Here is a 12449-nt window from a genome sequence, read left to right on the forward strand (position 1 = left end):
TTGCCGCCGAACCGAATTACTCAGAGAAGAACCTTATGTCCGATACTAAACCAGTCCAGAACAACGCCCAGAAGGGTGCGAAAAAGCCAGAGAGCAAGTACCCGGTCAACATGACCGACACCCCCTTCCCGATGCGCGGCGACCTCGCCAAGCGCGAGCCGGGCTGGGTCAAGCAATGGCAGGAAAAGAAGATCTACCAGCGCATCCGCAAGGCGGCTGCCGGCCGTCCGAAGTTCATCCTGCACGACGGCCCGCCGTATGCGAACGGCGACATCCACCTCGGCCACGCCGTCAACAAGATCCTGAAGGACATGGTGGTGAAATCGCGCACCATGGCCGGCTTCGACGCGCCCTATGTGCCGGGCTGGGACTGCCACGGCATGCCGATCGAGATCCAGATCGAAAAGCAGTTCGGCAAGAACCTGCCGACCGCCGAGGTGCTGCAGAAGGCGCGCGCCTATGCGCTGGAGCAGATCGACCGCCAGCGCGCCGGTTTCATCCGCCTGGGCGTGCTGGGCGAATGGGAAAACCCCTACATGACCATGGCCTACGGTAACGAGGCCGACGAGCTGCGCGCCCTAGGGCAATTGCTCGACAAGGGCTACGTCTACCGCGGCCTGAAGCCCGTCAACTGGTGCTTCGACTGCGGTTCGGCGCTGGCCGAGGCGGAAGTGGAATACCAGGACAAGCGCGACCCGGCGATCGACGTCGGCTTCCCGTTCGCGGAGCCGGAAAAAGTGGCTAGCGCCTTCGGTCTGCCGCAGCTGCCTGCTACCCTCGGGTTCATCGTGATCTGGACCACCACCCCGTGGACCATCCCCTCGAACCAGGCCCTGAACGCCAACCCGGAAGTGACGTACGCCCTGGTGCAGGCCGAGCGTGACGGCCAAGCCCTGCTGCTGATCCTGGCACAGGACCTGGTCGAAGCCACCCTGCAGCGCTACAAGCTCGAAGGCAGCGTCATCGCCACCACCCTGGGCGCGAAGCTGGACGGCATCCGCTTCAAGCACCCGCTGCACGCGCAGGACCCGTTCTACGACCGCACCTCTCCGGTCTACCTGGCCGACTACGTCACCACCGACAGCGGCACCGGCGTGGTCCACTCGGCGCCGGCCTACGGCCTGGAAGACTTCCAGTCCTGCAAGGCGCACGGCATGAAGGACGACGAGATCCTCAAGCCGGTGATGGGCGACGGCCGCTTCGCCTCGACCCTGCCGCTGTTCGGCGGCCTGACCATCTGGGAAGCCAGCAAGCCGATCTGCGAAGCCCTGCGCGGCGCGGGCGCCCTGTTCGAGCTGAAGATGTTCGACCACAGCTACATGCACTGCTGGCGCCACAAGACCCCGATCGTCTACCGCGCGACCTCCCAGTGGTTCGCCGGCATGGACATCACCCCGAAGGACGGCGGCCCGACCCTGCGCGAGAGCGCCCTGGCCGGCATCGCCGAGACCCAGTTCTTCCCCGACTGGGGCCAGGCGCGCCTGCAGGGCATGATCGCCAACCGTCCGGACTGGACCCTGTCGCGCCAGCGCCAGTGGGGCGTGCCGATGGCCTTCTTCATCCACAAGGAAACCGGCGAGCTGCACCCGCGCACGCCGGAACTGCTGGAGCAGGTCGCCCAGCTGATCGAGAAGAACGGCATCGACGCCTGGCAGCAGCTCGACCCGGCCGAGCTGCTCGGCGAGGACGCTGCCCATTATGAGAAGAACAAGGACACGCTGGACGTGTGGTTCGACTCGGGCTCGACCCACCAGACCGTACTGCGCGGCTCGCACAAGGAGCAGTCCGCCTTCCCGGCCGACCTCTACCTGGAAGGCTCGGACCAGCACCGCGGCTGGTTCCACTCCTCGCTGCTGACATCGTCGATGCTGAACGGCCGCCCGCCCTACAAGGCGCTGCTGACCCACGGCTTCACCGTCGACGAGAACGGCAAGAAGATGTCCAAGTCGCTCGGCAACACGCTGGCGCCGCAGAAGATCTCCGACACGCTCGGCGCCGACATCCTGCGCCTGTGGGTGGCCTCGACCGACTACACCGGCGAGCTGTCGATCGGCGAGGAAATCCTCAAGCGCGTGACCGAGTCCTATCGCCGCATCCGCAACACCCTGCGCTTCCTGCTGGCGAACACCTCGGACTTCGACCCGGCCCAGCATGCCGTCCCGGTCGCCGAGCTGTTCGAGATCGACCGCTATGCGCTGGCCGAGACCGCGAAGCTGCAGCAGGATATCGCCGCGCACTTCGAGCGCTACGAGTTCCACCCGGTGGTCGCCCGCCTGCAGAACTTCTGCTCGGAAGACCTGGGCGGCTTCTACCTCGACATCCTGAAGGACCGCCTGTACACCACCGGCGTGGATTCGCAGGCCCGCCGGTCGGCCCAGACCGCGCTGTGGCACATCGCCCATGCGCTGCTGCGCGTGATGGCGCCGATCCTGTCCTTCACCGCCGAGGAAGCCTGGGCCGTGTTCGCGGGGCAGCAGGCCTACGCGGACAGTGACGAGACCATCTTCACCCAGACCCTGTGGAGCTTCCCGGAGCTGGCCGACGGCGAGGCGCTGCTGGCCAAGTACGCGGCCCTGCGCGAAGTGCGTGCCGACGTCACCAAGCAGCTGGAAGAAGTGCGCGCCTCGGGCGCCATCGGCTCTTCGCTGCAGGCGGAACTGGCGATCAAGGCTGCCGGCGAAAAATACACGCTGCTCGCCAGCCTCGACGATGACCTGAAGTTCGTGTTCATCACCTCGCAGGCCACCGTGGAACAGGTGGCGGACGCCGCCAACGAAGCGGTGAGCGTGACCCCGTCGGAAGCGGAAAAGTGCGAGCGCTGCTGGCACTACCGCCGCGACGTCGGCCACGACCATGCGCACGCCGGCCTGTGCGGCCGCTGCACCAGCAACCTGTTCGGCAGCGGCGAAGCACGCCGTTACGCTTAAGCCTTGGCCCTTCATGGGCTTTCACCGCCGTGCCCTGCCTCAAGGCTGGGCACGGCAGGCACCGACCTACTCACCATGGCCACCAAAATCAAAAAAGCTTCCCCGGGCGCCAAGCCCGTCTACAAGCCTTCCGCCAGCCTGTTCCCATGGCTCGGCCTGGCGATGATCGTCGTCCTGCTCGACCAGGTCACCAAGCTCACCGTCGAGCGCACCTTCGCCTACGCCGAGACGCTGCCGGTTACCAGCTTCTTCAACCTCATCAAGGTGTACAACCCGGGCGCGGCGTTCAGCTTCCTGGGCGACGCCAGCGGCTGGCAGCGCTGGTTCTTCCTCGCGATCGCCATCGGCGCCGTGGGCTTCTGCCTGTACATGATGAAGAAGAACGCCACCCAGCGCCTGTTCTGCTTCGCGCTGGCCCTGATCATGGCGGGCGCCATCGGCAACGGCATCGACCGCGTGGTCCATGGCCACGTGATCGATTTCCTGGACTTCTATTGGAAGGGGATCGGCCACTTCCCGGCCTTTAACATCGCCGACATCGGCATCTCGGTCGGCGCCTTCCTGTTCGTCCTCGACGAGCTGCGGCGCGTGAACAAGTCGTAACACCCTGAATCCGGAGTCACCATGAGCATGGACCTCAAGGGCAAGAAGATCGTCCTCGGCCTCACCGGCGGCGTGGCCTGCTACAAGGCGGCTGAACTGTGCCGCTCCCTCACCAAGGAAGGCGCGAGCGTGCAGGTCGTCATGACCGAAGCCGCGACCCACTTCATCGGCACGGTCACCATGCAGGCCCTGTCCGGCCAGCCGGTCTACACCGACCAGTGGGACCCGCGCATGGCCAACAACATGGCCCACATCGACCTCACCCGCGACGCCGACGCCATCCTGGTGGCGCCCTGCTCGGCCGATTTCATCCGCAAGCTGGCGCACGGCGCCTGCGATGACCTGCTGTCGACCCTGTGCGTGGCGCGCCCGCGCCGCGTGCCGCTGCTGGTGGCGCCGGCGATGAACGTCGAGATGTGGGAAAACCCGGCAACCCAGCGCAACGTCAGGCAGCTCGTCGAGGACGGTCTGTGCCTGTTCGGTCCCGCAGCCGGCTCCCAGGCCTGCGGCGAGACCGGCCTGGGGCGCATGCTGGAGCCGGAAGAGCTGGTCGAGGAGCTGATCGCCTCCTTCCAGCACAAGGTGCTGGCGGGCCGCCGCGTGCTGATCACCGCGGGCCCCACGTTCGAGCCGATCGACCCGGTGCGCGGCATCACCAACCTTTCCTCGGGCAAGATGGGCTATGCGGTGGCGCGCGCGGCGCGCGAAGCCGGCGCCGAAGTGACGCTGGTGACCGGCCCGACCTCGCTGCCGACGCCGCATGGCGTGCGCCGCATCGACGTACTTACCGCCCAGCAGATGCACGACGCCGTGATGGCGGGCGTGCAGGGCCAGCACGTCTTCATCGGCGTGGCAGCCGTCGCCGACTGGCGCGTAGCGAATGCCAGCGGCCAGAAGATCAAGAAGCAGGAAGGCGGCGGCGCGCCCCAGCTGGAGTTCGTGCAGAACGCCGACATCCTGGCGTCGGTCGCGGCCACTACCTCCCTCTCCGGCTGGCCCTACTGCGTGGGCTTCGCCGCCGAGTCCGAGAACCTGATGGAATTCGGCGCGGCCAAGCGCGAGAAGAAGGGTATTCCCCTGTTGGTGGGCAATATCGGGCCGCAGACCTTCGGGCAGGATGAGAACACCATCATCCTGTTCGACGAGAGCGGCCCTACCTTGCTGCCACGCGCCGACAAGCTTAGCCTGGCGCGCCAGCTGGTTTCCGAAATCGCGAAGCGCCTCGAGCAGCGCTCTTTGCTCACCTGAGCTGACCTGAGTTCATTAAGCAGCATAAGAACAGCATGAAAAACATCGACCTGAAAATCCTCGATCCGCGCATGAAGGAGCTGCTGCCGGCCTACGGCACGCCCGGCAGCGCGGGCCTGGACCTGCGCGCCTGCATCGACGCTCCGCTCGTCATCGAGCCGGGCCAGACGGTGCTGGTACCGACCGGCCTGGCGATCCACATCGGCGATCCCGGCTATGCCGCGATGATCCTGCCGCGCAGTGGGCTCGGCCATAAGAACGGCATCGTTCTCGGCAATCTGGTAGGCTTGATCGACTCCGACTACCAGGGGCAGCTGATGGTCTCGACCTGGAACCGCAGCCACGCCAGCTTCACGCTGCAGCCGCTCGACCGGCTGGCCCAGCTCGTGATCGTGCCCGTGCTGCAGGTAGGCTTCAACGTGGTGGAGGAGTTCGCATCGAGCGAACGGGGCGCCGGAGGGTTCGGCAGCACCGGCAAACAATAAAAGACAAGGAGTAAGGAGGAGCATGATCCATTTGCGTCCGCAATTTCGTCTAGCTGCGTTGGCCGTTGCCAGCGCCGTCCTGCTGTCGGCCTGCGCCACGCAGGGACCGATGCAGCCGGGCCAGCCTCTCCCGCCGGGACAGGCTGCACCGCAGACCCCGCAAGTGACACCGGAGATGGCGGCTGCGGCCGAGACCCTCACCAGGATGGCGACCCTGCAGGACCGCCTGTACAAGGTCGCCGCGCCCCTCCTCATCGACAATGCGGAACTGTGCACGCGCCACGCGCGCAACCTGCTCGGTTTCACGGCCAAGAACCGCTATACCTATCCGGGAAGTTATAACGAGGCCGCGCACGCCGTGCTCGGCATGGGTGAGCGCCTCCAGGTAACCAATGTACTGGCCGGCAGCGGCGCCGCCAAGGCCGGCCTGCGCAACGGCGACGAACTCGTGGCCGCCGGCGGCAAGCCGCTGCCGACCGGCCCGAATGCGCTGTCCCAGGCGGGCGCCGTGTTCGGGCCGATCATGCAGAAACAGGCCAGCCTGCCGCTGACCATCGATCGCCGCGGACAGCAGCGCGACCTGACGATTCCCGTGACCCGCGCGTGCGCCTTCGGCATCGAACTGGGCAACGCGGACAACGTCAATGCCTATGCCGACGGCCAGCGCGTGATGGTCACGCGCGGCATGGTGGGCTTCGTCCAGAACGACGAAGAACTGGCCTACGTGGTGGCGCACACGATGGCGCACAACATGCTGAACCACGCGGCCAACCAGCGCAATGCCGCCACCATCGGCAGCATCATCGACAACCTGACCCGCATCGCGCCGGACACCTCGATGCTGATCGGCAGCGGCGGCATCAAGTCCATGCCGGCGACGCTCGACACCGCCGCCGACCGGCTCGCGGTCTACCTGCTGGCGCGCGCCGACTACCGTGTGGATGGCGTGTCGGGATTCTGGAAGCGCTTCGCCGAGACCTACCCGGCGACGGTCCTGAACGGCCACACCGCGAACCACCCGGCGCTCGCGCAACGCACGGCCGCCATCGACAAGGCGGTGGCCGAGGTCAAGGCGAAGAAGGCGGCGAACCAGCCACTCAAGCCCTGATCGCATAGCATTGCCCATCCAACGCGGACGCCCGGTGCGTCCGCGTTCGTTTTGGCGGCCACTACCCAGCAGAAGCCAGCTTCCGGCAAGCCGGCCGCGTTTTTTGTATCATTGCCCACCACACCAACGACGCCGCACACGACGCGGCGCAGCACCATGGACAGCATCGACCTCGACGTACTGAAGACCTGCGACGCCTGGCTCGCCGCCGGCCGCCGCTGCCAGCTGGTGACGGTGATCAAGACCTGGGGCTCGAGCCCGCGCCCGATCGGCGCGCTACTGGCCATCTGCGAGGACGGCAGCGTGGTCGGCTCGGTCTCCGGGGGCTGCATCGAAGACGACCTGATCGAGAAAGTGCGCCGCAACGGCATCGAGATGACCCGTCCCGAGATCGTCAGCTACGGCATCAGCGCCGACGAGGCGCACCGCTTCGGCCTGCCCTGCGGCGGCACCATCGAACTGGCCATCGAGCCACTCTCGCGGGACAGCCGCATCCGCGAACTGCTGGCGCGGCTGAGCGAGGGTGAACTGGTCGAGCGCCGCGTGATACTTGCGACCGGCGCCGTCACCCTGGCGCGCGCCGAGGCCGGCGCCATCCAGCGCGTGGAGGACGGGGTGCTGGCCACCATCCACGGACCGCGCTGGCGCCTGTACATCATCGGCGCCGGTCCGCTGTCGCGCTTCCTGGCGCAGATCGCCAGCGGCATGGACTACCGCGTGGTCGTGTGCGACCCGCGCGAGGAATACCGCAGCGGCTGGAATCTGCCCGGCGTGGAACTGGTGCACGCCATGCCCGACGACCTGGTGATCGAGGCGCGCCTGGATGCGCGCAGCGCGGTTGTCGCCCTGACTCACGACCCCAAGCTCGACGACCTGGCCCTGATGGAGGCGCTCAGGTCCGAGGCCTTCTATGTCGGCGCGATCGGCTCGCGCCTGAACAACGACAAGCGCCGCGAGCGCCTCAAGCTGTTCGACCTGAGCGAGGCCCAGCTGGCGCGCCTGCACGGACCGATCGGCATTTATATCGGCAGCAAGACCCCGAGCGAGATCGCGATCTCGATCATGGCCGAAATGACCGCCGTGAAGAACGGCGTGCCGGCCACCCTGCTGGTGCCCCACGCGGCGGCGGCCCAGTCGGCGAGCACGGCAGCCTGCACCGTGCTGCGCAGCGACGCCGCGTGAATTCCAGCGCAATAACCGGGTGGCGCAATCCGGACCGTGCCGCCACAATCGTCCTTTTCTCCCCCGCCGCCCAATGAATACCGTGAACATGTTGCGCCTCGTGGCGCTGGCCGCCATCTGGGGCGGCTCCTTCCTCTTCATGCGCATCGCCGCGCCCGTGCTCGGACCCGCGGTGCTGATCGAATACCGGGTGCTGTTCGCGGCCCTGTTCCTGGCCGGCGTCTCGTGGGTCCTGCACCGCCGTGGCAAGGGGACCTCACTCGACCTGCGCCAGCACTGGAAACACTACCTGGTGCTGGGCTTCTTTAACTCGGCCCTGCCCTTCCTGCTGTTCGCCTTCGCCGCGCGCACCCTGTCGGCCTCGGTGCTGTCGGTACTGAACGCCACCGCGCCGATGTTCGGCGCGCTCGTCGGGGCGGTATGGGCGCGCCAGGCCGTCTCCCCCCGCGCCGCACTCGGCCTGGTGCTGGGCACGGTCGGCGTGGGACTGCTGGTCGGCTTCGACCACGTGTCGGAACGCCCCGGCGCCATGGTGGCCATCGTCGCGGCGCTGGTGGCGGCCTTCTGCTACAGCATCGCCAGCCAGTACGCCAAGTCGGCCAAGGCGGTAGCGCCCTTCGCCAACGCACACGGCTCGATGTGGGCCGCGACGCTGTTCGTGATCCCGGCCCTGCCCTTCTTTCCGTCGCCGGGCGAACCGACGGCCGGCATCTGGGCGGCGGTGCTGGCGCTGGGCGTGGTCTGCAGCGGCATCGCCTACATCCTCTACTTCAAGCTGATCGAGGAAGTCGGTACCACCTCGGCACTGACGGTGACCTTCCTGAATCCGATGTTCGGCATCCTGTGGGGCGCGATCTTCCTGCATGAAGTGATCGGCTGGCATACGCTGCTCGGCTCAAGCATCGTGCTCGTCGGCACGGCCTTGGTGACCGGCTTCGTGCCTTCCTTCCTGCGCGCGCCTGCCGCGCAGGCCAAGTAGACGGACCGCGAAGCGCGATGCGTAGCGAGATCACCCTCGACCTGCCGCCCGGCTATCGCTTCCAGGACGTGCTGGCCTTTCACAGCCGCGATGCGGAAGAGATCGCGGAACAGGTGGCGGCGGACGGCTTGCGCAAGGGTGTGCTGCTCGACGGCACGCCCGTGGTGCTGGAAGTGGGTTTCTGTCGCGACACCGCACGCTGCCTGGTCGACGCGGACGGCGACGTGAGCCCGGCACTGCTGGCGCATGCACGCGAGGCCCTGCTCAACATCCTCGGCCTGCGCATCGACCCGGCCGCCTTCGCCGCGTTCGCGCGCAATGATCCTGCGCTGGGGCCGGTGGTGGCACGCCAGCCGGGCTTGCGCATCGTCCAGTCCGCCACCGTGTTCGAGGCCCTGACCTGGGCGATCATCGGCCAGCAGATCAACCTGCCTTTCGCCATCTCGCTGCGCCGTACGTTCATCCAGCTCGCCGGCCGGGTCCATGCGAGCGGCCTGTGGTGTTATCCGGAAGCGCCGGACGTCGCCCGGTTGGCGCTGGAAGACCTGACCAGCCGCAAGTTCTCTCGCTCGAAAGCCGAGACCCTGCTGCGCCTGGCCCGGCTCGTGGTCGAAGGCGGCGTCGACCTGGACCGCGCACGTCTGGTGGGCGATATCGTGGAGGAGCTGCTGGCCATTAAAGGCATCGGCCCCTGGACCGTCAACTATGCCCTGCTGCGCGGCTATGGCTACCCGGACTGTTCTCTGGAAGGCGACGTGGCCATCCGCACCGCCTTCCACCGCCTGCTGGGTGGAGACGCCCGCCCGGACATCCCGACCACGCAGCGCCTGCTCGAGCGCTACGCGCCGCACCGCACGATGGCGGCTGCCTACCTGTGGGCCAGCCTCAGCGATTCCAGCAGCTAGCGAAGGCCGTTTAATTCCAGCGCGGCAAGTCGTCGAACTGCTGCGCACTTTCCCCCGAAAAACGGATCAGCTCCGGCAGCGGCACCGTGGCCAGGTTCTCGCGGCCGTAGTGGCCGCCGAGCGCGCTCGGGATCTTGAGGCAGTATTTGCGTCCCTCTACCAAGGGACCAAGCGTGGTTTCCGCCAGGTGCACGACTTCCGGCATGTACCAGTCGTTCAGGAAATCCTGGTTGTAGGCTAGCGCATCCAGTGCCGCGCGACTGTCGGCGACCGGTTCGCAGCACAGGTCTTGCGGGCGCAGCCGCCAGTAGCGCCCTTCGTCGTCGCGGATGATGAGGTTACCGAATGCATTGGACCCAAGGACTTCGACAGCGGTCAAGCCGACCCAGCCCCAGGCGTCGTTGATGTCGTCTACGTTGATCATGTGGTCTGCCCTGTTGGTTCGCGAGCCGGTACACGGATGCCTGCGCCGGCGTTACGCGTGTTGGACAAGGCTGGCTCGACAACATTCCGAACGGATGCGTCCGGTTTGACACCGCTCTGGTCTGAGCCGCTTGGACGGGAAAAACGAAAAAGCCGTTGATCCTTGCGAATCAACGGCTTTTGAATTCTGGTTGCGGGGACAGGATTTGAACCTGTGACCTTCGGGTTATGAGCCCGACGAGCTGCCAGACTGCTCCACCCCGCGTCTGATGAAATGAATTATACGCCGAAACGGTCTTTTAGGCAAATGCAATCCTCCCCTGATGAGCGATTGCAGCACGGCATGGCTCGGCCGTGGGCACTTTTGCACGCGCCGGCGGCGGCCCAGTGCCGGCAATTCAGTGTAAAGTAAGCACAATCTCAACCTGCCGCTGACCTATGAAATTCTGTTCCGAGTGCGCCCATCCTGTCGCCCTGGCAATTCCCGAAGGCGACAACCGGCCGCGCTACGTCTGCCCCCACTGCCACACGATCCACTACCAGAATCCCAAGCTGGTCATCGGCTCGATCCCCGTCTGGGAACAGGACGGCAAGCTGCAACTGCTCCTTTGCAAACGCGCGATCGAACCGCGCTACGGCTACTGGACCTTGCCGGCCGGCTTCATGGAGAACGAGGAAACGACAGAGCAGGCCGCCGTGCGCGAAACCGAAGAGGAAGCCGGCGCCGATGTCGACCTCGGCAAGCTGTTCACCCTGCTCAACGTGGCCCATGTGCATCAGGTCCATCTGTTCTACCTGGCACGCCTGCGCAACCTGGACTTCGCGCCCGGTGAGGAAAGCCTTGAGGTGCAATTGTTCACCCAGGAAGAGATTCCCTGGGACGACCTGGCTTTCCCTACGGTACGCACCACGCTGGAACTGTTCTTTGCCGACCACGTCAAAGTGCGCGAGGGCGGCAGCTACGGTTTCCATAGCCGGGACATCGTTCGCCCGATGCTGGCTCCCCGCGAACCCGACTGATCCCAGAGCCCGTCATGATCCCCTGGCTCGAGCCGACATCGCCCTTCCCTGACGTATCCGAGGCGCTGACGATCGACGCCCCCGGCCTGCTCGCGGCCGGCGCCGACCTGTCGCCGCAGCGCCTGTTGCTGGCCTACCGGAACGGCATCTTCCCCTGGTTCTCGGAAGGCCAGCCCATCCTGTGGTGGAGCACCGACCCGCGCATGGTGCTGCGTACCGAGCACTTCAAGGTGAGCGAAAGCCTGAAGAAGACCCTGAAGCGCGTCGAGCGCAGCCGCGTCGAAGGAGGCCCTTGGGACGTGCGCTTCGACAGCGCCTTCGAAGACGTGATGCGCGCCTGCGCCGCCCCGCGCAAGGACGGGCCCGGCACCTGGATCTCGGAAGACATCATCGACGGCTATACCGGCCTGCATGCGATGGGCTATGCCCACTCGTCGGAAGTCTGGTACGAGGGCAAGCTGGTGGGCGGCGCCTATGGCGTGTGCATCGGACGCATGTTCTACGGCGAATCGATGTTCGCCCGGGTGACGGACGCGTCCAAGGTGGCGCTCGCCTACCTGGTCGCCTTCCTGCGCAGCCAGGGCGTCTCGACGATCGATTGCCAGCAGGAGACCGGCCACCTGGCTTCGCTGGGCGCCTCGCCGATCCCGCGCAGCGCCTTCCTGGCCCATTTGCGCCAGGCCATCCAAGAGCCGGCCATCACCCACTGGGAAGTTGCGCCCCCTCTGGATCGGCGCGGTAGGTAGCTGCACCGTTGATTGGCTAACAGTGACACCGCTTTGATTTCGCTAAAATAGGTCCATCACGTCGTCTCGAGAGCTTTTTGCATGACGCACCTAAATGACCTGCCCTTCGCTACGCTGCAGTTCTACACGACGGCGCCCTATCCCTGCAGTTACCTCGATGCGCGCCAGGCCCGTTCGCAAGTGGCGACGCCTTCGCACCTGATCAATGCCGACGTGTATTCCGAGCTGGTGCGCAACGGCTTCCGCCGCAGCGGCATCTTCACCTACCGCCCCTATTGCGACGGCTGCCAGGCCTGCATCCCGGTACGGGTGAAGTGCGAGGATTTCACGCCCAGCCGTACCCAGCGCCGCGCCTGGAAGCGCCACGGCAACCTGGTGGCGATGGTGGCCAACCTCGCGTTCTCCGACGAGCACTACGCGCTCTACCTGCGCTACCAGACCACCCGCCACGTCGGCGGCGGCATGGACCAGGACAGCCGCGACCAGTACGCCCAGTTCCTGCTGCAGAGCCGGGTGAACACCCGCCTGGTCGAGTTCCGCGAGCCCGACGGCCTGCTGCGCATGGTCTCGATCATCGACGTGCTGTCCGATGGCCTGTCGTCGGTCTATACCTTCTTCGACCCGGACCTGCCGGGCGCCTCCTTCGGCACCTACAACGTCATGTGGCAGGTGAACCAGGCGCGCGAACTCGGTCTCCAGTATGTCTACCTGGGCTACTGGATCGAGCAAAGTCCGAAGATGGCCTACAAGATCAACTTCCGTCCGCTGGAAGCGCGCATCGGCGGCGTGTGGAGCGTGCTGGAGCGCTGAAGCTATTGATCCC

The 12449-nt window shown here is 66.1% G+C and carries 12 protein-coding genes and 1 tRNA gene; 11 read left to right on the forward strand and 2 right to left on the reverse strand.

Annotated elements, in window-relative coordinates; genetic code table 11:
* Positions 1-35 precede the first annotated feature (35 nt).
* From ileS to MA09_RS01280, 8 genes are all read left to right on the forward strand, one after another.
* Positions 36-2927 (forward strand): isoleucine--tRNA ligase, encoded by a 2892-nt coding sequence (gene ileS, locus MA09_RS01245; RefSeq protein ID WP_036244564.1) that lies wholly within the window; start codon positions 36-38, stop codon positions 2925-2927.
* A 75-nt stretch (positions 2928-3002) separates the two neighbouring features.
* Complete coding sequence (gene lspA, locus MA09_RS01250; protein WP_036244565.1) at positions 3003-3530, forward strand: signal peptidase II; 528 nt, start codon at positions 3003-3005, stop codon at positions 3528-3530.
* Positions 3531-3557: 27 nt separating this feature from the next.
* A complete protein-coding gene (coaBC, locus tag MA09_RS01255; protein WP_036244867.1) occupies positions 3558-4778 on the forward strand; it encodes a bifunctional phosphopantothenoylcysteine decarboxylase/phosphopantothenate--cysteine ligase CoaBC in 1221 nt (406 codons plus the stop codon).
* A 35-nt stretch (positions 4779-4813) separates the two neighbouring features.
* On the forward strand, positions 4814-5263 hold the full coding sequence (dut, locus tag MA09_RS01260; protein ID WP_036244567.1) for a dUTP diphosphatase: 450 nt from the start codon (positions 4814-4816) through the stop codon (positions 5261-5263).
* Between the two features lie 22 nt (positions 5264-5285).
* On the forward strand, positions 5286-6371 hold the full coding sequence (locus MA09_RS01265) for a M48 family metallopeptidase (RefSeq protein ID WP_036244570.1): 1086 nt from the start codon (positions 5286-5288) through the stop codon (positions 6369-6371).
* A 156-nt stretch (positions 6372-6527) separates the two neighbouring features.
* On the forward strand, positions 6528-7553 hold the full coding sequence (locus tag MA09_RS01270) for an XdhC family protein (protein ID WP_036244571.1): 1026 nt from the start codon (positions 6528-6530) through the stop codon (positions 7551-7553).
* 88 nt (positions 7554-7641) lie between these two features.
* Entirely contained in the window at positions 7642-8532 is an 891-nt protein-coding gene (locus MA09_RS01275; protein WP_081897360.1) for a DMT family transporter, read from the forward strand.
* A gap of 17 nt (positions 8533-8549) precedes the next feature.
* Positions 8550-9437: a DNA-3-methyladenine glycosylase gene (locus tag MA09_RS01280; RefSeq protein ID WP_036244574.1), complete on the forward strand. Its 888-nt coding sequence runs from the start codon at positions 8550-8552 to the stop codon at positions 9435-9437.
* A 10-nt stretch (positions 9438-9447) separates the two neighbouring features.
* On the opposite strand, the gene MA09_RS01285 is transcribed toward MA09_RS01280, so the two are convergent.
* A complete protein-coding gene (locus tag MA09_RS01285) occupies positions 9448-9861 on the reverse strand; it encodes a T6SS immunity protein Tdi1 domain-containing protein (RefSeq protein WP_036244577.1) in 414 nt (137 codons plus the stop codon).
* 187 nt (positions 9862-10048) lie between these two features.
* Positions 10049-10125, reverse strand: a tRNA-Met gene (locus tag MA09_RS01290).
* Between the two features lie 173 nt (positions 10126-10298).
* Here MA09_RS01290 and MA09_RS01295 point away from each other — a divergent pair.
* From MA09_RS01295 to MA09_RS01305, 3 genes are all read left to right on the forward strand, one after another.
* A complete protein-coding gene (locus MA09_RS01295) occupies positions 10299-10880 on the forward strand; it encodes an NUDIX hydrolase (RefSeq protein WP_036244579.1) in 582 nt (193 codons plus the stop codon).
* A 14-nt stretch (positions 10881-10894) separates the two neighbouring features.
* Complete coding sequence (aat, locus tag MA09_RS01300) at positions 10895-11626, forward strand: leucyl/phenylalanyl-tRNA--protein transferase (protein ID WP_036244581.1); 732 nt, start codon at positions 10895-10897, stop codon at positions 11624-11626.
* An 81-nt stretch (positions 11627-11707) separates the two neighbouring features.
* Positions 11708-12436: an arginyltransferase gene (locus tag MA09_RS01305; protein WP_036244583.1), complete on the forward strand. Its 729-nt coding sequence runs from the start codon at positions 11708-11710 to the stop codon at positions 12434-12436.
* Positions 12437-12449: the final 13 nt, after the last annotated feature.

It is taken from the genome of Massilia sp. BSC265 (assembly GCF_000740675.1).
Classification (GTDB): domain Bacteria; phylum Pseudomonadota; class Gammaproteobacteria; order Burkholderiales; family Burkholderiaceae_D; genus Telluria.

What these genes read in the sequence shown, in the direction of transcription:
- ileS (WP_036244564.1), top strand. Translation starts at nt 36, where the DNA reads ATGTCCGATACTAAACCAGTCCAGAACAACGCCCAGAAGGGTGCGAAA.
- lspA (WP_036244565.1), top strand. Translation starts at nt 3,003, where the DNA reads ATGGCCACCAAAATCAAAAAAGCTTCCCCGGGCGCCAAGCCCGTCTAC.
- coaBC (WP_036244867.1), top strand. Translation starts at nt 3,558, where the DNA reads ATGGACCTCAAGGGCAAGAAGATCGTCCTCGGCCTCACCGGCGGCGTG.
- dut (WP_036244567.1), top strand. Translation starts at nt 4,814, where the DNA reads ATGAAAAACATCGACCTGAAAATCCTCGATCCGCGCATGAAGGAGCTG.
- MA09_RS01265 (WP_036244570.1), top strand. Translation starts at nt 5,286, where the DNA reads ATGATCCATTTGCGTCCGCAATTTCGTCTAGCTGCGTTGGCCGTTGCC.
- MA09_RS01270 (WP_036244571.1), top strand. Translation starts at nt 6,528, where the DNA reads ATGGACAGCATCGACCTCGACGTACTGAAGACCTGCGACGCCTGGCTC.
- MA09_RS01275 (WP_081897360.1), top strand. Translation starts at nt 7,642, where the DNA reads ATGTTGCGCCTCGTGGCGCTGGCCGCCATCTGGGGCGGCTCCTTCCTC.
- MA09_RS01280 (WP_036244574.1), top strand. Translation starts at nt 8,550, where the DNA reads ATGCGTAGCGAGATCACCCTCGACCTGCCGCCCGGCTATCGCTTCCAG.
- MA09_RS01285 (WP_036244577.1), bottom strand. Translation starts at nt 9,861, where the DNA reads ATGATCAACGTAGACGACATCAACGACGCCTGGGGCTGGGTCGGCTTG.
- MA09_RS01295 (WP_036244579.1), top strand. Translation starts at nt 10,299, where the DNA reads ATGAAATTCTGTTCCGAGTGCGCCCATCCTGTCGCCCTGGCAATTCCC.
- aat (WP_036244581.1), top strand. Translation starts at nt 10,895, where the DNA reads ATGATCCCCTGGCTCGAGCCGACATCGCCCTTCCCTGACGTATCCGAG.
- MA09_RS01305 (WP_036244583.1), top strand. Translation starts at nt 11,708, where the DNA reads ATGACGCACCTAAATGACCTGCCCTTCGCTACGCTGCAGTTCTACACG.